Annotated in this window: 18 protein-coding genes; 15 read left to right on the top strand and 3 right to left on the bottom strand. The window is 29.0% G+C overall.

Going from position 1 to position 20,625, the window contains the following annotated elements:
* The 10 genes from ABJG40_RS04995 to ABJG40_RS04950 all read left to right on the top strand — a co-directional run bounded on the left by ABJG40_RS04995 (nucleotide 1) and on the right by ABJG40_RS04950 (nucleotide 11,312).
* Nucleotides 1-1,248, top strand: a complete 1,248-nt coding sequence (locus ABJG40_RS04995; RefSeq protein WP_348023474.1) for a peptidase U32 family protein — start codon at nucleotides 1-3, stop codon at nucleotides 1,246-1,248.
* Nucleotides 1,248-1,478, top strand: coding sequence for a ferredoxin (locus ABJG40_RS04990; protein ID WP_348023473.1), 231 nt, complete (start codon nucleotides 1,248-1,250; stop codon nucleotides 1,476-1,478). Before ABJG40_RS04995 ends, ABJG40_RS04990 begins: the two co-directional genes overlap by 1 nt.
* A 281-nt stretch (nucleotides 1,479-1,759) precedes the next feature.
* The gene (ricT, locus tag ABJG40_RS04985; RefSeq protein WP_348023472.1) at nucleotides 1,760-3,226 is read left to right on the top strand and encodes a regulatory iron-sulfur-containing complex subunit RicT; all 1,467 of its coding nucleotides are present in this window, start codon (nucleotides 1,760-1,762) and stop codon (nucleotides 3,224-3,226) included.
* Nucleotides 3,201-3,701: a gliding motility lipoprotein GldH gene (locus tag ABJG40_RS04980; RefSeq protein WP_348023471.1), complete on the top strand. Its 501-nt coding sequence runs from the start codon at nucleotides 3,201-3,203 to the stop codon at nucleotides 3,699-3,701. Before ricT ends, ABJG40_RS04980 begins: the two co-directional genes overlap by 26 nt.
* Before the next feature lies 1 nt (nucleotide 3,702).
* Nucleotides 3,703-5,982 carry a transglycosylase domain-containing protein gene (locus tag ABJG40_RS04975; RefSeq protein WP_348023470.1) on the top strand — a complete coding sequence of 760 codons (2,280 nt, stop codon included), beginning with the start codon at nucleotides 3,703-3,705 and terminating at the stop codon, nucleotides 5,980-5,982.
* Nucleotides 5,983-5,998: 16 nt separating this feature from the next.
* Nucleotides 5,999-7,801: an AMP-binding protein gene (locus ABJG40_RS04970; protein ID WP_348023469.1), complete on the top strand. Its 1,803-nt coding sequence runs from the start codon at nucleotides 5,999-6,001 to the stop codon at nucleotides 7,799-7,801.
* Nucleotides 7,798-8,559: an exodeoxyribonuclease III gene (locus ABJG40_RS04965; protein ID WP_348023468.1), complete on the top strand. Its 762-nt coding sequence runs from the start codon at nucleotides 7,798-7,800 to the stop codon at nucleotides 8,557-8,559. Before ABJG40_RS04970 ends, ABJG40_RS04965 begins: the two co-directional genes overlap by 4 nt.
* Before the next feature lie 44 nt (nucleotides 8,560-8,603).
* Nucleotides 8,604-8,807 carry a hypothetical protein gene (locus ABJG40_RS04960; RefSeq protein WP_348023467.1) on the top strand — a complete coding sequence of 68 codons (204 nt, stop codon included), beginning with the start codon at nucleotides 8,604-8,606 and terminating at the stop codon, nucleotides 8,805-8,807.
* Nucleotides 8,808-8,809: 2 nt separating this feature from the next.
* Nucleotides 8,810-10,327, top strand: a complete 1,518-nt coding sequence (locus tag ABJG40_RS04955) for a LysM peptidoglycan-binding domain-containing protein (protein WP_348023466.1) — start codon at nucleotides 8,810-8,812, stop codon at nucleotides 10,325-10,327.
* Nucleotides 10,328-10,331: 4 nt separating this feature from the next.
* Nucleotides 10,332-11,312 carry a DUF4837 family protein gene (locus tag ABJG40_RS04950; RefSeq protein WP_348023465.1) on the top strand — a complete coding sequence of 327 codons (981 nt, stop codon included), beginning with the start codon at nucleotides 10,332-10,334 and terminating at the stop codon, nucleotides 11,310-11,312.
* Nucleotides 11,313-11,436: 124 nt separating this feature from the next.
* On the opposite strand, the gene trpS is transcribed toward ABJG40_RS04950, so the two are convergent.
* Nucleotides 11,437-12,405 (bottom strand): tryptophan--tRNA ligase, encoded by a 969-nt coding sequence (gene trpS / locus ABJG40_RS04945; protein WP_348023464.1) that lies wholly within the window; start codon nucleotides 12,403-12,405, stop codon nucleotides 11,437-11,439.
* A 276-nt stretch (nucleotides 12,406-12,681) separates the two neighbouring features.
* Between trpS and ABJG40_RS04940 the strand changes: the two genes are divergently transcribed.
* Together ABJG40_RS04940 and ABJG40_RS04935 are read left to right on the top strand one after the other, a co-directional pair.
* On the top strand, nucleotides 12,682-13,368 hold the full coding sequence (locus tag ABJG40_RS04940; RefSeq protein ID WP_348023463.1) for a lysophospholipid acyltransferase family protein: 687 nt from the start codon (nucleotides 12,682-12,684) through the stop codon (nucleotides 13,366-13,368).
* Nucleotides 13,365-14,003, top strand: a complete 639-nt coding sequence (locus tag ABJG40_RS04935) for a hemolysin III family protein (protein WP_348023462.1) — start codon at nucleotides 13,365-13,367, stop codon at nucleotides 14,001-14,003. The genes ABJG40_RS04940 and ABJG40_RS04935 overlap by 4 nt, the downstream gene beginning before the upstream one ends.
* A 172-nt stretch (nucleotides 14,004-14,175) precedes the next feature.
* Here ABJG40_RS04935 and ABJG40_RS04930 read toward each other — a convergent pair whose 3' ends face one another.
* Nucleotides 14,176-14,649 (bottom strand): CYTH domain-containing protein, encoded by a 474-nt coding sequence (locus tag ABJG40_RS04930; RefSeq protein WP_348023461.1) that lies wholly within the window; start codon nucleotides 14,647-14,649, stop codon nucleotides 14,176-14,178.
* 86 nt (nucleotides 14,650-14,735) lie between these two features.
* On the opposite strand from ABJG40_RS04930, the gene ABJG40_RS04925 reads away from it, so the two are divergent.
* From ABJG40_RS04925 to ABJG40_RS04915, 3 genes are read left to right on the top strand one after another with little or no spacing between them, the layout of a single operon-like run.
* Nucleotides 14,736-17,069, top strand: a complete 2,334-nt coding sequence (locus tag ABJG40_RS04925; RefSeq protein WP_348023460.1) for a hypothetical protein — start codon at nucleotides 14,736-14,738, stop codon at nucleotides 17,067-17,069.
* Entirely contained in the window at nucleotides 17,069-17,791 is a 723-nt protein-coding gene (recO, locus tag ABJG40_RS04920) for a DNA repair protein RecO (RefSeq protein WP_348023459.1), read from the top strand. The genes ABJG40_RS04925 and recO overlap by 1 nt, the downstream gene beginning before the upstream one ends.
* Nucleotides 17,791-20,277 carry a TonB-dependent receptor gene (locus ABJG40_RS04915; protein ID WP_348023458.1) on the top strand — a complete coding sequence of 829 codons (2,487 nt, stop codon included), beginning with the start codon at nucleotides 17,791-17,793 and terminating at the stop codon, nucleotides 20,275-20,277. Before recO ends, ABJG40_RS04915 begins: the two co-directional genes overlap by 1 nt.
* Here the strand turns inward: ABJG40_RS04915 and ABJG40_RS04910 are convergent.
* Nucleotides 20,274-20,624 carry an SdpI family protein gene (locus ABJG40_RS04910; RefSeq protein ID WP_348023457.1) on the bottom strand — a complete coding sequence of 117 codons (351 nt, stop codon included), beginning with the start codon at nucleotides 20,622-20,624 and terminating at the stop codon, nucleotides 20,274-20,276. The two genes, ABJG40_RS04915 and ABJG40_RS04910, sit on opposite strands and share 4 nt — an antisense overlap.
* Nucleotide 20,625: the final 1 nt, after the last annotated feature.

Raw genomic sequence — 20,625 nt, 5'->3', positions numbered from 1 at the left:
ATGCAAAAAATCGAATTAATGGCGCCAGCTGGTAATTTTGAATCTCTGCAAGCTGCGCTAGATAATGGTTGTGACTCTATTTATTTTGGAGTAGAGCAACTAAATATGAGAGCAAGAGCATCTATCAATTTTACTTTAGATGATTTAGAGGAAATTGAACAAAGATGTTCAGAGAAAAATGTGAGAACGTATCTTACATTAAATACTATTGTTTATGATCATGATTTATCAATTGTAAAAACATTGATAAAAAGAGCAAAAGAAGCAAATATTACTGCTGTAATTGCTATGGATCAAGCAGTAATTTCGATGGCAAGAGAATTTCAAATGGAGGTTCATATTTCAACACAAATCAATATTACAAATATAGAAACGGTTAAGTTTTATGCACTATTTGCTGATACAATTGTGTTGAGTAGAGAGTTGAGTTTGCGTCAAGTAAAAAAGATTACAGAAGCGATTGAAAAGAACGAAATAAAAGGGCCTTCTGGAAGATTGGTTGAGGTTGAAATTTTTGGTCATGGAGCTTTATGTATGGCAGTTTCTGGTAAATGTTATATGAGTTTACATGCTCATAATTCATCAGCAAATAGAGGTGCATGCAAGCAAAATTGTAGAAAAAAATATACAGTTATCGATCAAGAAACTGGTTTTGAAATGGAGTTAGATAATGAATATATTATGTCTCCAAAAGATTTATGCACCATCGATTTTTTAGATCAAGTTGCAGATGCAGGAATCAAAGTTTTAAAAATTGAAGGTAGAGGTAGAGCACCAGAATACGTTGCAAAAGTAATTAAATGTTACAGAGATGCAATTGATAGTTTGGCAAACGGAACGTACGATAAAGAAAAAGTAATTTCTTGGATGCAAGAATTAGAAAAAGTCTACAATCGTGGTTTTTGGAATGGCTATTATTTAGGTCAAAAATTAGGAGAATGGAGTAAAGAATCTGGTTCTCATGCAACACAAAAGAAAGTGTATTTGGGTAAAGGAGAACATTATTTTGACAAAGCTAAAATTGGTCAGTTTAAAATTGATGCTTACGATGTCAATGTTGGTGATACAATTCTAATTACAGGCCCAACAACAGGAGCTCAAGAAATGGATTTGAAGCAAATGTTTGTTAATGACAAACCTTCAGAAAAAGCAACAAAAGGTGACGAAGTTACAATGAAGTTAGACTTCAAAATTAGAAGATCTGATAAGTTGTATAAAATTGTAAAAACGGAATTTTCAGAAAATTAATGGTTGTAATTACGTTACAAAGAAATAAATGTATTGGCTGTAATTATTGTGTAGAGTTGGCGCCAAATCAGTTTCAAATGTCTAAAAAAGACGGAAAATCTGTGCTACTTTATTCTACAGAAAAGAAAGGTTTTTTTACCATAAAATCGTTTGATGAATCTATTTACGATTGCTCTGTAGAAGCAAAAAAAGCCTGTCCTGTAAATATTATTGCAGTGAAACAGGTATAGTTTTTTACGAATTCTAATTGAATAATTACAAATTCTAAATAGCTTAAATATGAACTGATTATTTAAGCTATTTTTGAAGTAAAATCTAAATAAATGTAGTTCTAAGAACTTTAATTTTGATGTTTTTTCATTCTACGAGAATGCTTATATTTACAGATTAGAGAAGATTAGGTTTCTTTTTTGTAGAATCCTGATAATCAATTTATGAATCATACGTTTTTTATTTTTTAGAGTTTGTTTTTAACAAGCCAAATCATAAAAACTATATAATATATACTTACATGGCATGTGGAAGTTGTGGTACAACAGAAAACGGAGTACCAAAAGGTTGTAAGAGTAATGGAAATTGTGGCACAGGAACCTGTGGTAGTGGTAGTAATAAACTCGCGGTTTTTGATTGGTTGTCTAATATGACATTACCTTCTGGTCAAGAAAAATTTAATATTTTCGAAGTCCGTTTTAAAAACGGAAGAAAGCATTTTTATAAAAACCCTGATAATTTACCTGTAACAATGGGAGATATTGTTGCTGTTGAAGGAAATCCGGGGCATGATATTGGAACTGTTTCTTTATCTGGAGAGTTGGTGAAAGTGCAAATGAAGAAAAGAAAAATTACTGCAGATCATGAAGATGTAAAGAAAATTTATAGAAAAGCAAGTCAAAGAGATATAGATATTTGGCAACAATCTAGAGCTAAAGAAGAAGAAACCCAAAGAAGAGGAAGAGAAATCTTAGGTCGTTTAGGTTTGCAAATGAAATTATCTGATGTAGAATATCAAGGTGATGGAAATAAAGCTACTTTTTATTACACTGCTGATGCACGTGTAGATTTTAGACAATTAATTAGAGATTTGGCAAGTGCTTTTTCTATTCGTGTAGAAATGAAACAAGTAGGAGCCAGACAAGAAGCTGCACGTTTAGGAGGAGTAGGTTCTTGTGGTAGAGAATTATGTTGTTCTACTTGGTTAACAGATTTTAGAAAAGTAACAACTTCTGCTGCTCGTTATCAGCAATTATCTTTAAATCCGTTAAAATTAGCGGGGCAATGTGGTAAACTAAAATGTTGTTTAAACTTTGAATTAGATACCTATTTAGATGCTTTAAAATCTTTTCCAAAACAAGATGTTGTTTTAAAAACAGAAAAAGGTGATGCTGTTTTTGTAAAAATGGATATTTTTAAAAATCACCTTTGGTATACTTATAAAGAAGAACGTTTTAAATGGTTTAGATTAACATTAGAACAGGTTTTAGAAATTATTGACTTGAATAAAAATAATGAAAAATCTATTTCGTTAGAAGAATATGAAGCAGATGTTGTTATTCCAGAAAAAGTAGATTTCGAAGATGCTGTTGGGCAAGATAGCTTAACACGATTTGATGCTCCTAAAACAAGTAAACGTAAAAGAAATAACAGAAATAAGAATAGAAAAAAAGCTACTGGATCAGCTGTTGCTAATAATCAAAAACCAAATTTAAAGCAGAAGCCAAAGCAGAATTCTAATCAAAGAAGGAAACCACAGGCAAAAAAACAGTCTAATAATTCCCCTAATCAAAAGTCTAAAGTTAAACAAAAACCTCAACAAAAACCAAAAGTTCAGACTAAGCAGAAACCTAAATCACAAGGGCAAAACCAAGGAAATGCTAATCAGCCAAAGGGTGAAGAGAAAAAGATAAATAAACCAAGAAGAAATAATAGAAATCGTAAAAATAATAATCCAAAAAATGACAACAATTCTGAAAAAAAATAGTTTTTTAATTATTTTATTTTCTCTTTTCTTAATACTTTCTTGTAATGATAAAATTGATTTTAACGCATATAAATCAATAGATAATAAAGGATGGAAAGCAAATGAAAAAATATTGTTTGAGTTTGATGTAAAAGATACCCTTTCTCCTAAAAATCTGTTTATTAACATTAGAAATAATAACTATTACCAGTATAGTAATTTATACATCATTACAGAATTAATTTTTCCAAATGAAACAAAAGTTATAGATACTTTGCAGTATGAAATGGCTGATGAAACAGGTAAGTTTTTAGGTACTGGTTTTCCAGAAATTAAAGAAAATAAATTATTTTATAAAGAAAAAAAGACGTTTCCAAATTCAGGAAAATACATGTTTAATGTGCGTCATGCAATGAGAAAAAATGGAGATGTAAAACCAATAGAATTTTTAAAAGGTATTCAAGAAGTTGGTTTTAGTATCGAAAAAATAAAATAAAATGGCAACAAAAAAAGTAACAGGTTTTAAAAAATATATCAAATGGTTTTGGGGAATCGTTCTAGGAGGATTTTCTACACTGATATTAATATTTTTATTTGCTTCATGGGGTTTTTTAGGAGTTTTACCTACGTTTGAAGAATTAGAAAACCCAGAAAATAACTTAGCAACAGAAGTTATTTCTGCAGATGGAAAAACTTTAGGGAAATATGCAAAAGAAAATAGAACTCCTATAAAATATAAAGATTTACCACAAAATATAGTTAATGCATTAGTAGCAACAGAAGACGAACGTTTTTACGAACATTCTGGCATCGATTTTTATAGTACTGCAAGAGCAGTTTTAAAACCAGGAAGTGGTGGTGCAAGTACAATTACCCAGCAATTAGCAAAAATGTTATTTACAGGTAGAGCATCTAGAAATATTTTTTTAAGATTAGGTCAGAAAGTAAAAGAATGGGTAGTTGCTACTAAATTAGAAAGACAGTATACCAAAAATGAAATTTTAACAATGTATTTAAATAAGTACGATTTTTTAAATCAAGCAGTTGGTATTCGTTCTGCGGCACGTATTTATTTTGGTAAAGAACCTAAAGATTTAGATGTAGAAGAATCTGCAATGTTGGTTGGGATGTTAAAAAATTCTTCATTATACAACCCTTTACGTAGAGCAAAAAGAGTACAACAACGTAGAAATGTAGTTTTAAAACAAATGAATAGAAGTGAATTTATTACACTTCAAGAAAAAGATTCTTTACAAAAATTAGATCTTGGTTTAGACATTCATAAAGAAGGACATAGTGATGGTTCTGCAACTTATTTTAGAACACATTTACAAAAAGTTCTTAGAAAGTGGGTAAAAGAAAATCCAAAACCAAATGGAGAACAATATAATATTTTTAGAGATGGTTTAAAGATTTATGTAACTATAGATTCACGTATGCAAAAGTATGCAGAAGAAGCCATACAAGAACATATGTCTAATTTACAATCGTACTTTTTTAAAGAACAAAAAAGAAATAAAACGGCCCCTTTTTATGATTTAGAAAGAGCAGATATTAAAAAAATATTAGAAAGAGCTAAGAAAAACTCTGAAAGATATAAACGCTTAAAAAATCTTGGAAAATCTACAAAATATATAGACAAGGTTTTCAACACAAAAACAAAAATGAGTGTGTTTTCTTGGCAAGGAAATAAAGACACAATTATGTCTCCAAACGATTCTATAAGGTATTATAAGTACTTTTTGAGATCTGGATTATTGTCTATAGAACCTCAATCTGGTCATATCAAAGCTTGGGTTGGTGGTATAGATAATAAACATTTTAAATATGATGCAGTAGCACAACAAAAAAGACAAGTAGGTTCTACTTTTAAACCTTTTGTTTATGCAACTGCAATTAATCAATTAAAATTATCTCCTTGTGATGAGTTTCCAAACATCCCATATACTATACCTAAAGGAAAATATGGAATCCCAGAAGAATGGACCCCTAAAAACTCTGATGATAAATATGGTGGAATGTTATCATTAAAAGACGGTTTAGCAGGTTCTGTAAATACAATGTCTGCTAGATTGGTAGATATGGTTTCTCCAGAAAATGTTACACGTTTAGCAAAATCTGCAGGTATTGAGAGTAAAATTCAAGCAAATCCATCAATTGCTCTTGGAGCTGTAGATTTATCATTAATAGAAATGGTTGGTGCTTACGCTACTTTTGCTAATAAAGGTTTACGTGTTGAGCCTATGATTTTAACAAGAATAGAAGACAAAAACGGAACTGTTTTACAAGAATTTGTACCAAAAACAAAAGAAGTTTTAAGTGAAGAGTCTGCATATGTTGTATTAGATTTATTAAAAGGAGTTACGCTTTCTGGTTCTGGAGTTCGTTTACGTTTACCGTGGGCAAAACCTAAATACGTTACTGGGCATCCTTATAAATTTACAAATCCAATTGCTGGAAAAACAGGAACAACTCAAAATCAATCTGATGGTTGGTTTATGGGAATTGTACCAAATTTAGCAACAGGAGTTTGGACTGGTGGAGAAGATAGAGCAACCCATTTTGCAGGTATTACAAAAGGACAAGGAGCAACAATGTCTTTACCTTCTTGGGCTTTATATATGCAAAAATGTTATGCAGATAAAACACTTAATATTAGTTTAGAAGATTTTGAAAAACCAGAAAATTTATCAATAAATATAGATTGTGTAGATACATCAGAAAAAAAGGATGATGAAAAAATAGAAGTTACTCCAGAAGAAGATACAGACTTTTAAACCGAAAAACATAAATATGGGTTGGCGTCCAACAGAAGAAATTATTAATAATTCTAACATTGGTAAAATGATGCATAAGCATTCTTTTACCAATTTTAATGATTTTTGGAAATGGACTGTTACTAATAAAACTGAATTTTGGGCAGAAACTATTCAGGATTTAAATATTATTCAAAGTGAAAAATATTATCAAATTTTGAATATTGAAAACGGTGTAGAAAATGCAAAGTGGCTTGTTGGCGCAAAACTAAATATAGTTGATTCTTGTTTTCAAAATGATGAGAATGCAATTGCAATCGTTTTTAAAAAAACGAATGAAGAAATTCAGAGAATAACTCAACAAGAATTATTAAACTTAGTAAATAGAATAGCCAATAGTTTTTGTGATTTTAATGTAAAAAAAGGAGATACAATTGCTGTAGATTTACCAATGACGCTAGAGGCTGTAGCAATTTATTTGGCAGCAATTAAAGCAGGAGTTAAAGTAGCTACAATAGTAGATAGTTTTTCAGCAAAAGAAATTGCAGTTAGATTTAAAATTACAAAACCGAAGTTGGTTTTTACTCAAGATGTTATAAAAAGAGGAGACAAAAGAATTCCTCTTTATACTAAAGTTTTAGAAGCAAATCCAGAGAGAATAATTGTTATTACTATTGATGAGACTAAGATTCCTTTAAAAGAAGGAGATCTTTTTTGGGATGATTTTCTATCAAAAAACAACAATTTTGAATCTGTAAAACAATCGCCACAAGAAATTGCCACCATTTTGTTTTCTTCAGGAACAACAGGAGAACCAAAAGCAATTCCTTGGAATCATACAACTCCAATAAAAGCTGCTTCAGATGGGTATTATCATCATAATATTCAGCAAAATGATGTGGTTTGTTGGCCAACAAATTTAGGTTGGATGATGGGACCTTGGCTCGTATTTGCGTCCTTAATTAATAAAGCTACAATTGCATTGTATTATGATTCGCCTATAACTGCTGGTTTTGGAGAATTTATTCAAAATGCAAAGGTTTCTATGTTAGGTATTGTACCAAGTATTGTAAAACAGTGGAAAAATAACAAGAATATGGAGTCATTTAATTGGAATTCAATTAAATGTTTTAGCTCTACAGGCGAAGTTTCTAATCCAACAGAAATGGAATATTTAATGCAGTTAGCCAATAACAAGCCAGTAATTGAATATTGTGGAGGAACAGAAATTGGTGGAGGTTATATTACAAGTACACTTGTGCAAGAAAATATAGCAAGTACATTTTCTACAAAAGCTTTAGGAGGGGATTTTGTAATGTTAGATGAAAACTGTAAAGAATCTAACAAAGGAGAAGTTTTTATGATTCCTCCAATAATGGGATTATCTACAGAACTACTAAACAAAGATCATCATAAAGTATATTACAAAAATACTCCAGATTTTAAAGTTCAATTAAGACGTCATGGAGATGAAGTTATTCAACTTAAAAATGGACATTATAAAGTTTTAGGTCGCGTTGATGACGCTATGAATTTAGGTGGAATAAAAGTAAGTGCAATACAAATTGAAGAAATAGTACAACAACTTTCTTTTGTGAAAGAATGTGCAGCAATTGCTGTTTCTCCCGAAGATGGAGGGCCTAGTAAATTAGTCGTTTTTTATGTTGAAAATGATCTAAAAATTAAAGAATTAGAAAGATTACAACAAGCAAAACAAATAATAAGAAAAGAGTTAAACCCTTTATTTAAAGTTTCGGAATTAGTAAAGATTGCTATTTTACCAAGAACAGCATCAAACAAAATAATGAGACGTAAATTAAGAGACATATATAGTACATGAAAATAATATCATACAATGTAAACGGAATTAGAGCTGCATTAAAAAAAGGATTTTTAGAATGGTTAGAAGCTGCAAATCCAGATGTAATTTGCATACAAGAAACTAAAGCACATAAAGAACAATTAGATTTGTCTTTGTTTGAAAATGCAGGTTATCCTCACCATTATTGGTTTTCTGCACAGAAAAAAGGGTATTCTTCTGTAGCTGTTTTTTGTAAAGAAAAACCTAATCATATAGAATATGGAACAGGAATAGAAACAATGGATTTTGAAGGTAGAAATCTTCGTGTAGATTTTGATGAGGTTTCTGTAATGAGTATGTATTTACCTTCTGGAACAAATTCTGAAAGATTGAATTTTAAGTTCAAGTATATGGATGAAATTCTAGAATATGCTTCAGAATTAAGAAAAACAATACCAAATTTAGTAATCTGTGGAGATTATAATATTTGTCATGAAGCTATAGATATTCATAATCCAAAAATGAAAGGAGTTTCTGGATTTTTACCAGAAGAAAGAGAATGGTTAACTAAATTTGTAGATAGTGGTTTTACAGATAGTTTCCGTTTTTTAAATCCAGAAAGACAAGAATATTCTTGGTGGAGTTACAGAGCAAATTCTAGAGCCAATAATAAAGGTTGGCGTTTAGATTATGCAATGGTTTCTGAGCCATTAAAAGAAAAAATTTCTAGAGCTTATATTTTGCCAGAAGCAAAACACTCAGATCATTGCCCAATTGTAGTAGAGTTAGATATTTAAGATAAATGATGAATAAAATTAAACTTACTCTTATATTTTTTCTGTTGATTTCTTTAGAGTCTTTTGCCCATTCTGAAGTAAAACAATCTATTTATAAAAATGGAATTGGAATGGGAAGTGTAATTTCGATAGTGATTTCTTGGAGTAAAAATAAATCAGTTCTATACGCAATTCTTCACGGGATTTTAAGTTGGCTTTATGTGATTTATTACCTTATTAATCGTGAAGACAAAGAAAAGAATTATTAAAAATGAAGAAACTAATTATATTCCTTCTATTAACTAGTACTGTTTTTTCTCAACAGAAAAAAGACAGCATTTTTAATGTAGAAAAAGATACTTTATTTATAGCCAAAGATTCTGTTATAAAGCCTTTTAAAGAATTGTTTTTTTCTGATGATGATTTAAATACAATTGATAGTTTATTAGTTGAACAAAAATTTAACTCTTCTTTGGTAGACTCTTTAAGCTATGTAATAAATGATAAAGATATTATTGGTAATGTTAAAATTGCTGTAACTACAGATTTGTTAAAAGTTCGTTTATCTAATTTAAACGATAATACACCTTTTAATTTAGCATATAATCCGTCTTTAGAGAAGGTTATTAATAGTTACTTATTGTACCGCAAAAAGTATTATCCTGCTTTAATGGCAAAAGCAAAATATTACTTTCCTATGTTTGAGCAATATTTAGATCAGTATGATATTCCTTTAGAAATGAAATATTTAGCAATTGTAGAATCTGCTTTAAGACCAAAGATAAAATCTAGAGTTGGTGCAACAGGTTTGTGGCAATTTATGTATGGAACAGGGAAACAGTTCGATTTAAAAGTGAGTTCTTATGTAGATGAGCGTCAAGACCCTGTAAAAGCAACCATTGCAGCATGTAAATATTTAAGTCAATTATTTACCATTTTTGGAGATTGGGATTTGGCTTTAGCAGCTTATAATTCTGGACCAGGAAATGTAAGAAAAGCCATAAAACGTTCTGGAGGATATAAAAATTATTGGAATATTAGACCTTATTTACCAAGAGAAACAGCTGGTTATGTCCCTGCATTTTATGCTACCATGTATATTTTTGAATATGCAAATGAACATAATATTTATGCTGAAATTCCAAGGTTTTTTAATTTTCAAACAGATACAATTCAAGTAAAAAGAGCCATTAGTTTCGATCAAATTTCAGAAAAAATAGATGTAGAAGAAGAAGTTTTAACGCACTTAAACCCTTCTTATAAATTAGATATTATTCCTTTTGTAAAAGATAGAAATTACGCTGTAAGATTGCCAAGTAACAAAATTGTTTCTTTTTTAGATAAAGAAAAAGAAATTTATGCTTTGGCAGATGCAGATGATGCACAAAGAGAAAAACCGCTTCCAAAATATTTCGAAATGGACAAGCGTATCCGTTATTATGTTAAAAACGGAGATTTTTTAGGAAAAATAGCAAATAAATTTGGTGTTAGAGTAAGCGATTTAAAACGTTGGAATAGTTTAAAAACGAGTCGCTTAAAAATAGGACAAAGATTATATGTTTACCCTAAAAAGCTTGCATTTTCTATAGATAAACCAACTAAAAAGAAAGAACTAAAAACAACAATAAAAGGAAACTATAAAATCTATACTGTAAAGAAAGGAGACTCTCTTTGGAGCATTTCACAAAAATTTAAAAATGTTTCTGTTGATAATATTAAAAAATGGAACAATATTTGGAGTGCTAAAGGTTTAAAGCCCGGAACTAAACTTAAAATATTTAAAAGCTAAAATCATGAAAAAATTATTAAGCCTTTTTACAATTGCAATGTTGTTAACTTCATGTGGAGGTAAAGATAAAATTGTTTTACGAAAATCAATTGGTAAAGTAAATAAGGTAATGGTTGTTACCAAATCTAGTGATTGGAATGGAGAAATTGGTAAAACAATAAGAAATTCTTTTGGAGAATTAATGGTAGGCTTACCACAACCAGAATCACTTTTATCTGTATCTCAAGTTCCGCCAAATGGATTTGGAACAATGATGAAAGTTAGTAGAAATATTTTGGTAATTGGTAATGGAGATAAAGAAGAGTATTTTGTAAGACACAATGTTTATGCAGAACCTCAAACTATTGTTTATGTATATGCAAAAGATGATGCAGGTGTTGTAAAAATGTTTAACAAACACCAAAAAGAAATTATTAAAGAATTTAAAAATTCTGATGTAAAAATGGTTCTTAATTTGTTTAAGACCAAAAAAATAGATGAAACTCAATTTAAAACGCTTCAAAATTTAGGTATTTCATTAACAATTCCTAATAAATTTAATACAGTAGACGATACAGGAGAGTTCTTGTGGTTACGTAATCACTTATCAAGTGGAATTGCAAAAACCGGCAGCAATAATATTTTAGTGTATTCAGTTCCGTTAGAAGACGGAACTAAAGTGTCAGATAGTATTGTAGCTGTAAGAAATAAAATAGGTAAAAAATACATACCTGGTTCTCAAGAAGGTATGTATATGATTACAGAAGAAGCGTATACACCTTTTACTTTTGATGCAACTATAGATGGCAAAAAAGCTTATGAAACACGTGGTAAATGGGAAGTAAAAAACGATTTTATGGCAGGTCCATTTTTAAATTATACAGTCATAGATAAAAAGAATAATAGACTCGTAATTTTTGAAGGATTTACATATGCACCATCAGTAAATAAAAGAGCATTTTTGTTTGAATTAGAAGCAATAGCTAAGTCTATGAAGATTAATTAAAAAATTTTAAAACTAAATGTTAAAAACCGAAAGTAATTGCTTTCGGTTTTTTTATGAATTTGATTTTCAGTTTCTTATGTTTGGTAATCAACCAAAATCCCTTTTTTATGTTTTAAAAATAGGTTTAGTAACCTATTTTTGCTCTAACTCTTTTTAAAACAACATTAGCTACATCAGATGCTTTTAAAGCCCCAATTTCTAAAGCAGCATCAATTTCATGTTTATTTTTCATAAAATGATTATACCTTTCTCTTATTGTTGCAAACTGTTCAATAATCAACTCATATAATGCTTGTTTTGCATGACCATAACCATAGTTTCCTCCTTCATAATTTGCTCTCATTTTTGCAATTTGAGCTTCTGAAGCTAGTAATTTATATAAAGCAAAAACATTATCAGAATCTGGGTTTTTAGGTTCTTCTAAACCTTTACTATCCGTTTTAATACTCATTATTTGTTTTCTCAACTTTTTATCTGCTAAGAAAATATTAATAATATTATTTCTAGATTTACTCATCTTTTCTCCATCAGTACCAGGTACTAATTTTGTGTGTTCTTGAATTTTAGCTTTTGGTGGTACTAAAGTTTCACCAACAATATTGTTAAATCTATTGGCAACATCACGTGTCATTTCTAAATGTTGTAATTGATCTTTACCAACAGGTACAACTTCTGCATCATATAATAATATATCTGCAGCCATTAGCATTGGGTATGTAAATAAACCTGTATTTACATCACCTAATCTGTCTGCTTTATCTTTAAAACTATGCGCTAATGTTAGTCTTTGGTATGGAAAAAAACAGCTTAAATACCAAGTTAACTCAGTAGTTTGAGGTACATCACTCTGTCTGTAAAAAACGGTTTTACTAATATCTAAACCACAAGCTAACCAAGTAGCTGCAGTACTATAGGTATTTTCTCTTAATTCACTTCCGTCTTTAATTTGAGTTAAAGAATGCATATCTGCAATAAAAAGAAAAGCTTCGTTTTCTGGGTTATTTGCCATTTCTATGGCAGGTAAAATGGCTCCTAATAAATTTCCTAAATGTGGTGTTCCTGTACTTTGAACACCTGTTAAAATTCTTGACATTAATTCGTTTTTATCTTTTTTAAAAAAGAATGAGTTACTTGTTTCCTCTAAGCTCGCAAAAATAAGGTTTTATAGGCTAAAAAAGAACAACAAAAAGATTATTACTACATTTACCCAATAAGTAGAATTTAGTGACTTCACTTTATTCTTTTTTTTAAAGTAGATAATTAAAATTCTATATAAACGTTTATAATTATTGTGAAGTATATTAAAATTCCTTTTCTTTTAATTTGGCGATTATGGTTCTACATTTTAATGTTTGCAACCATTATTATAATGTCTCCATTATTATTGATTTTTACTTTAAAAGAAGCGTATTATCATTTATTATGGAAACTGGTTAGAATTTGGTCTAGAGTTCTAATTTATGGAATGGGTTTTGGATTGAAATTTCAGTTAGATGAAAAAATAGAACCCAATAAAAGTTATATGTTTTGTCCAAATCATGCTTCTTTTATGGATCCATTTATATTGATTATTTCTAGTAAAAATCCTATTGTTTTTGTTGGTAAGAAAGAGTTAGCAAAAATTCCTGTTTTTGGTTTTTTCTATAAGAGAGTTGTTATAATGGTTGATAGGAGCAATCCAGAAAGTAGAAAAAGAGTTTTTGAAATGGCTAAAAAGAGATTGCAAAATGGAGTTAGTATGGCTATTTTTCCTGAAGGATTAGTCCCTGCAGAAGATGTTGTTTTAGCACCGTTTAAAAAAGGAGCTTTTAGTTTAGCAATAGAATTTAACGTGCCAATTGTACCACAAGTTTATTATGATTGTAAGCGTTTGTTTTCTTGGAATTTTTTTAAAGGAGGTTTTGGTGTTTTTAGAGTGAGACAACATCAATTTATTTCTACAGATAGATTAACTTTAAAAGATGTAGACCAATTAAAAGAAGAAACTTTTAATATTATATACAGAGACTTAGTTAACGACAAAAAATATATGAAAGACACCAATAGAAAAATATGAAAGAGCAATTAAACACAACGTATTCTAACTCTGAAGAAAAACTTAATATTTGGTCACATGGTTTAGGTTTGGTTGCCGCTGTTTTTGTATTTCCTTTTTTGGTTATAAAGGCATTTACATTCTCAACCTTTTGGGATATTTCTGGTTTTATTATTTACGGTTTAAGTTTAATTATTCTTTATGCAGCGTCAACATTTTACCATGCTGCAAAAAATCCTACAAAAAGAAGAAAATTAAATATTTTTGATCATGCTGCTATTTATGTATTAATAGCTGGTAGTTACACGCCTTTTTGTTTAGTTGGTTTAGATTCTAAATTGGGTTGGTATATGTTTATAGCAGTTTGGGTTTTTGCCTTAACAGGTGTAATTTTAAAACTTTTTTTTACAGGTAAGTTTGATAAAATTTCTACAGTAATGTATCTTTTAATGGGATGGCAAGTTGTTTTTTTTATCAAACCCTTAATAACTGAGTTGACTAGTTATAGTTTAAATTTATTATTTGCAGGTGGTTTTTTTTATACAATAGGAGCTATTTTGTATTCAATAAAAAAGATGCCTTACAATCATGCTATTTTTCATTTTTTTGTGCTATTAGGTAGCATTAGCCATTTTTTAGCCATTTATAGTCTGTAAGTTTTTAACTAGTACAAATACCTCATTACTAATAAATTTAAACTAAAATTTGACAATAACATAAAAAAAAATTACTTTTGCGAAGCTTGATAAATTTAAACTTGTTAAGTTTTATAAATCTTATTTAGGGGGTAGGATTATTAAATTTCCTCGAACTTTTGTTCGAGGTTTTTTATTTCCAATTTTTAAATGGGTTTTTACTTATACTAGAGTTGTAATATTTAACATTACCTGTAACCTCTTTACCTAACCAATTAGGTCTTAAAAACGCTTCATTTTCAGAAGATAATTCTACTTCTGCAATAACTAAATTTTGGTTATCTCCAAAAAACTCATCAACCTCAAAAGTATGTTTATTTACAGTAATTAGGTGTCTTTTTTTTTCAATTATAGAAGGTTCACAGAGTAAAAATAAACTTTCAGCTTCTTCTTTTTTTATTTCTTTTTCCCATTCAAACCTAGTTGTACCAGTAGCATTAGATTTTCCTTTAATAGTAATAAATGCTTTTTCATCTGCAATTCTTATTCTAACAGTTCTATTTTTATCAGAATTTAAATAACCCTGTTTTATATATTTTTTAGAAGAACTATCTTTTTTGTAATCTTCATTTTTTACTAAAAATTTTCTTTCAATTTCTAAGCTCATAAAATCTTTTGATTTTTGTACTAATGTAAGGTGTTTTATCGTTATTGTAACAATAAATAAATATCTTTGATAATCAAATAAAAATAATGAAAAAACTTTTTTCTATATACCTTTTATTCTTTTCATTACTATTTTCTGCACAAACTGATTATAGTAATTCTTGGGAAGATTTTTATTCTTATAACAAAGTAAAAGATTTTGTAAAAGTAAATGACGTTATTTATGCTTTAGCTGATAATGCCGTTTTTACTTATGATATTATCTCTAAAGAGATAAGTAAATTATCATCTGTACAAGGATTATCTGGAGAAACTACAACATCTATTCATTACAGTTCTAGCTATAAAAGATTAGTTATTGGTTACCAAAACGGTTTGATAGAAGTTGTAGATGATAATGGTATAATTACTATTTCATCAGACATTGTAAGTTTTACCCAATCAGGAGAAAAAAGTATAAATCACATTAAAGAAAGTAACAATAATCTTTATTTATCAACACCATTTGGAATTGTAGTATATGACATAGAAAATTTAGAATTTGGAGATACTTTTTTTATAGGAAACAATTCTAGTTCAATAGAAGTTAATCAAACAGAAGTCTTTAATGGACAAATTTATGCAGCTACTGAACAAGGAATTTTTTCTGCCGATATTTCGAGTAATTTATTAATAGACTTTAATAATTGGGAAGAACAGTTTTCTGGAAGAAATTTTACCGAAATAACACTATTTGATAATCAATTATATTGTACAGAAGGTACTGTTTTATATAGTTTTGATGGCATTACGTTAAATTCAGTCAGAAACTTTTCTCAACAAATTTTGGCAATTAAACCATCTGTTTCTAATATATCTGTTACGTTAAATACATCTGCAATAGTTTTAGATTCTTCAATGAATCAGGTGTTACAACTTTCTCCAAATTCAGATTTTAATTTCACATTAAATAATGCTTATTTTGAAAATAATACAGTTTTTTTGGCAAGTAATGAATTCGGAATTTTAAATACAACAACAAATCAATTTACCAGTTATATAGAGATTCATCCAGAAGGACCACTTTCTAATGATGTTTTTTCTTTAGCATCAAATAATAATAATGTTTGGGTAGTTTATGGTGGTTATGATGATACTTATACACCCATCAATAATAAAAAAGGATTTAGTCATTATAATGGAGAAAATTGGATTAATACAAAATTTGATCTTAATTTCCCAGTTACAGATTTAATTCATATTTCTATAGATCCTAATGCCGAAAATAGAGTTTATATTAGTTCTTTTGGAGGAACAACAAATGTAAACAGTGTGTCTACAGGAGGAATATTAGTGGTAGAAGATGATGAAATAAAAAATTTTTACAACCATACAAACAGTCCTTTAGAAGATATAGAAGCTACAGACCCTAATTATGTAACAATAAGAGTAGGAGGAACAGCTTTTGATTCTTTTGGTAATTTGTGGGTAGCAAATATTGGTTTAGGAGAAGAATTAAAAAAACTATCAACTTCAGAACAATGGTCTAGTGTGGATATGAGATCTGTAGAAACAAGTCCTGCATTTGGTTTAAATGATCCTTTTGTGGATAAGAACAATACAATTTGGTATGGATCTAGGGGTAATGGAGTATATGCCTATAATGAAAATGGAGATAGAAAAAAAGCTCTAATAGCAACACCTAATTTAGGGAATTTACCAGATTTAAATGTAAGAACTGTTGCTGTAGACGCAAGTAATAGAGTTTGGTTAGGTACAAAATCTGGTTTAGTAGTCTATGCTAATGCATCTGGTGTTTTTGATGATACTACGCCAAATGCTAGTAATGTAGTTATTAATGGAAATGAAGACGGATTTGGAGAACGACTTTTAGGTGATCAAACAGTAAATTCTATTGTGGTAGATGGTGCAGAAAATAAATGGTTTGGTACAGATAACGGAGGTGTAATTTATACAAATCCTAATGGGCAAACAACTTTGGCTAATTTTAGCATGCAAAACTCTCCTTTACCTTCTAATAAAATTGTAAAAATTGCTGTAGATAAAAGTACTGGTAAAGTTTATTTTGCAACCAATAAAGGAATTGTAGCTTACAATAGTAAAGTAGCACCTTTTGGAGATGTTTTAGGAGATGTATATGCCTATCCAAACCCTGCATTAAGTAATCACGAAACTGTTACTGTTGATGGTAGAAATGGAACACATCTGCCTAAAGGAACAAATGTAAAAATTATAGATGTTGCTGGTAATCTAGTTTTTGAAACAAATGTTGTAGAAGGACAAGAATTACAAGGAGGAAAAGTTGTTTGGGATAAGAAAAACCTTGCAGGCATAAAAGTAGCTTCTGGTATCTATATTGTTTTAATGTCTAATGATGATGCTTCAGAAACAGCCGTAACTAAAATTGCAATTGTAAACTAATGGCTGTAATTAGAACAAAAGCTATCGTTCTAAGTTCACTAAAATTTGGTGATTCTAGTTTAATAGTAAAATGTTATACAGAAGAAGAAGGTTTAAAATCATATTTAATTAGAGGAATTCTTAAAGCTAAAAAAGGAGGGTTAAAAGTTGCTTATTTTCAACCATTAACACAATTATCTATTGTTGCAAAACACAATAATAAAGGGGCATTAAATTCTATAAAAGAAGTACAAATTTCTAACCCATATCAAACTATTTATAAAGATATTGTTAAACAATCTGTAGTAATGTTTTTGTCTGAAGTTTTGTCTTTTTCAATCAAAGAAGAAGAGAAAAATAGGGCACTTTTCGAATATCTAGAAACCGGACTTGTTTGGTTAGATTTGCATGATAAAATTGCGAATTTTCATTTGTTATTTTTATTAAATTTAACTCGTTTTCTTGGTTTTTATCCAGATATAACTGAAAAAGATAAATTAGGTTTTGATTTAGTTGAAGGAAATTTCTCAGATTTAACACTACAAAAGAATTTAATAAAAGGAAATAATTTTTATCAATTTAAAAAGCTGTTAGGCATAAATTTTGATGCAATAGAAAAGGTGTCTTTTAATAAAAGTGAAAGACAGATAGTTTTAAAAATAATAATTCGATATTTTGAACTACATTTGGACGGTTTTAAGAAACCAAAATCATTGCAAATTTTAGAAACTGTTTTTAGTTAATGAAGTATATAGTTTTCATATTCGTTTTTCTAGTAAGTAGCGTTGCTTTTACTCAAAAAGTAAAAATTGTAGACAAACAAACTGGTAAAATAGTAAGAAACGTAACTGTTTTTAATGAGGCCTTAACTATTAATTTATCTTCAGATAAAAATGGTTTTGTTGAGGTTTCGCAATTTAAAGAGAAAGAAGTTATTGTTTTTTCTCATATTTCATATGCTTTATTAAAGATTAAAAAATCAACACTTAAAAAACAGAAATTTACAGTTAGTTTAGCTAAACAATCAGAACAATTAGATGAAGTTGTTTTGTCTGTTTTTAAAAAAGCAGAAAAAACAAATAGAATTGCAGAACAGATTGCTGTTATTTCAACAAAAGATATTCAAAAAATTTCACCTCAAACTTCAGCAGATTTATTAGCAACAATACCAGGTATAAAAGTACAGAAATCTCAATTTGGTGGAGGAAGCCCTGTAATTCGTGGAATGGAATCTAACCGTGTTTTATTAGTTGTAGATGGTGTTAGAATGAATAATGCCATTTACAGAAAAGGACATTTGCAAAACTCTATTAGTGTTGCACCAAATATGTTAGATAAAACCGAAATTGTTTTTGGGCCTTCTTCTGTATTATATGGTTCAGATGCTTTAGGTGGTGTAATTCATTATTACACAAAAACACCAACATTATCAGAAAAAAACGAAGTGAAAAGCCAATTTTTTTCGCGTTTTTCAACAGTTAATCAAGAAATAACAACCAATGCTTCTGCAGAATTAAGTTTTAAGAATTGGGCATCTTTTACTAGTATTTCTTACAGTGATTTTAACGATTTAAAATCGGGTTCTAACAGAAGTCATGGTTTTGATGATTGGGGAAAAGTTTTTTATTATTCAGAAAATTTAAATGGAAACTATAATGAAGAACCAACCGTAAATTCAGATCCAGATGTATTAAGAAATACAGGTTATACTCAAACAGATGTTTTACAAAAATTCTTTATTCCACTTTCTAAAAACACAGATTTAAAAGTAAATTTACAATATTCTACTTCTTCAGATATACCAAGATTTGATAGATTAACAGAATTAAATGATGAAACAGATGTGTCTGATTTAAAGTTTGCAGAATGGTATTATGGACCCCAAAATAGATTGTTAATTTCTTCTCAATTATTAATAAATCCCAATAAAAATTGGATAGAAAACGGAACAATTACTGCAGCTTATCAAAATATTAAAGAAAGCAGAATTCAAAGAAAATTTGGAAGTTTAGATCGGTCATATAGAGAAGAAACTGTAAATGTGTTTAGTTTAAATGGAGATTTTTCTGTTTCTTTAACTGAAGATAAAAAAAGAGCACTTTCTTATGGTTTTGAGTTTGCTTATAATGATGTTAACTCTAATTCTTATGGAAAAACATTAAATATTGTTAATGGAGAAATAAATGGTTTTTCTAATGATTTTAATGTGCAATCTCGTTATCCAGATGGAGGTAGTAATTATATGAGTACAGCCCTTTATTTAGATTACAGACAAGATCTAAATAGTAAGTCTACTTTAAATACGGGTATTCGTTTTACAAACACAAATTTAAATGCAACATGGATAGATCAAACATTTATTCAATTGGCAGACACAGATATTAGTGCAAACAATTCTGCTATTACTGCTACTTTAGGTTATGTATATAGACCTAGTAAAAATTGGCAATTAAATGGAGTTATTTCTTCTGGATTTAGATCTCCAAATATAGATGATGTTGGGCGTGTTAGAGAAAAAAGTGGTAATGTAACAATACCAAATATTAATGTAACACCAGAATTTGCATACAATGCAGAAATTGGAATTCAGAAGTATTTTAATGATAAAAAATTTAGATTAGGTACAAATTTATACTATACTTTATTAGATAGTTATATTCAAAGAGATTATGTGTACGAGTCTGATGGAAGTATAAAACAAGTAGAATTCGATAATGAATTTGGTAATGCTGTTTCAAATCAAAATAAAGAAACTGCATATATTTTAGGATATACTATAAACTATTTAGGAAAACTATCTTCAACAATTAATACAACTGGTTTTATTACGTATACAAAAGGAAGAACTAATGATACAAAAGAACCAATGTCTTCTATTCCTCCATTATTTGGGCAGTTTGAATTAAATTATAAAAAAGATAAAATAGAACTAGGTGCTAATATTCGATTCAATAGTAAAAAAGATATATCAGATTTTAACTTTACAGAAGGAATAGATAACCATGATTTAACACCAATTGTAGATGCAAATGCTACAAATGATGAAGACAAGTATTATGGTTCTCCAAGTTGGATGACTGTTGGTGTAAACGGTAGCTATCTTTTAAACGATAATTTTTCTGTACAAGCAAGATTAAATAATTTGTTTGATGAACATTATATTGAATTTGCTTCTGGTGTTTCTTCTCCTGGAAGAAACTTATCAGTTTCTGTAGTTGCTAATTTCTAATTTTTCTTCTTTTTCCCTTCTTCAGTAAAATTATCAGACAATGCTCTTTCTGTTTTTACAATACTTACAATAACGGAAAGAAAAATTAAAACCATTGGTTGCCAAGTTAATTCTGTGTTTGTAAAGTTTGCAAAAAATAAACCAGCAATAAGAGAAATACCAGCATAAATAAGTAAATTCTTATTAAAAACAGCATTTGCAAAGTCCCAAATTTTTTGATTTTGCATTGCTTTTGGAGTTTTGTAACCATAAATATGGTTGATTGTTTTAGGTGGAAATTTCCAAAAAACAATACTGATTAAGAATAGTAATCCATTGGTTGTTAAAACATATGTAAAAGCACTCATA

Source organism: Polaribacter sp., assembly GCF_039939415.1.
Taxonomy (GTDB): Bacteria; Bacteroidota; Bacteroidia; order Flavobacteriales; family Flavobacteriaceae; genus Polaribacter.
Note: the sequence above shows the minus strand (reverse complement) of the source record. Positions and strands in the feature narration are given on the sequence as shown.

Bases quoted from the DNA above. Each gene is read 5' to 3' on its own strand.
- ABJG40_RS04975 (WP_348023470.1), top strand. From the start codon at position 3,703: ATGGCAACAAAAAAAGTAACAGGTTTTAAAAAATATATCAAATGGTTT.
- recO (WP_348023459.1), top strand. From the start codon at position 17,069: ATGGCTGTAATTAGAACAAAAGCTATCGTTCTAAGTTCACTAAAATTT.
- ABJG40_RS04935 (WP_348023462.1), top strand. From the start codon at position 13,365: ATGAAAGAGCAATTAAACACAACGTATTCTAACTCTGAAGAAAAACTT.
- ABJG40_RS04940 (WP_348023463.1), top strand. From the start codon at position 12,682: ATGTCTCCATTATTATTGATTTTTACTTTAAAAGAAGCGTATTATCAT.
- ABJG40_RS04910 (WP_348023457.1), bottom strand. From the start codon at position 20,624: ATGAGTGCTTTTACATATGTTTTAACAACCAATGGATTACTATTCTTA.
- ABJG40_RS04980 (WP_348023471.1), top strand. From the start codon at position 3,201: ATGACAACAATTCTGAAAAAAAATAGTTTTTTAATTATTTTATTTTCT.
- ABJG40_RS04990 (WP_348023473.1), top strand. From the start codon at position 1,248: ATGGTTGTAATTACGTTACAAAGAAATAAATGTATTGGCTGTAATTAT.
- ABJG40_RS04925 (WP_348023460.1), top strand. From the start codon at position 14,736: ATGAAAAAACTTTTTTCTATATACCTTTTATTCTTTTCATTACTATTT.
- ABJG40_RS04930 (WP_348023461.1), bottom strand. From the start codon at position 14,649: ATGAGCTTAGAAATTGAAAGAAAATTTTTAGTAAAAAATGAAGATTAC.
- ABJG40_RS04970 (WP_348023469.1), top strand. From the start codon at position 5,999: ATGGGTTGGCGTCCAACAGAAGAAATTATTAATAATTCTAACATTGGT.
- trpS (WP_348023464.1), bottom strand. From the start codon at position 12,405: ATGTCAAGAATTTTAACAGGTGTTCAAAGTACAGGAACACCACATTTA.
- ABJG40_RS04950 (WP_348023465.1), top strand. From the start codon at position 10,332: ATGAAAAAATTATTAAGCCTTTTTACAATTGCAATGTTGTTAACTTCA.
- ABJG40_RS04995 (WP_348023474.1), top strand. From the start codon at position 1: ATGCAAAAAATCGAATTAATGGCGCCAGCTGGTAATTTTGAATCTCTG.
- ricT (WP_348023472.1), top strand. From the start codon at position 1,760: ATGGCATGTGGAAGTTGTGGTACAACAGAAAACGGAGTACCAAAAGGT.
- ABJG40_RS04915 (WP_348023458.1), top strand. From the start codon at position 17,791: ATGAAGTATATAGTTTTCATATTCGTTTTTCTAGTAAGTAGCGTTGCT.
- ABJG40_RS04965 (WP_348023468.1), top strand. From the start codon at position 7,798: ATGAAAATAATATCATACAATGTAAACGGAATTAGAGCTGCATTAAAA.
- ABJG40_RS04955 (WP_348023466.1), top strand. From the start codon at position 8,810: ATGAAGAAACTAATTATATTCCTTCTATTAACTAGTACTGTTTTTTCT.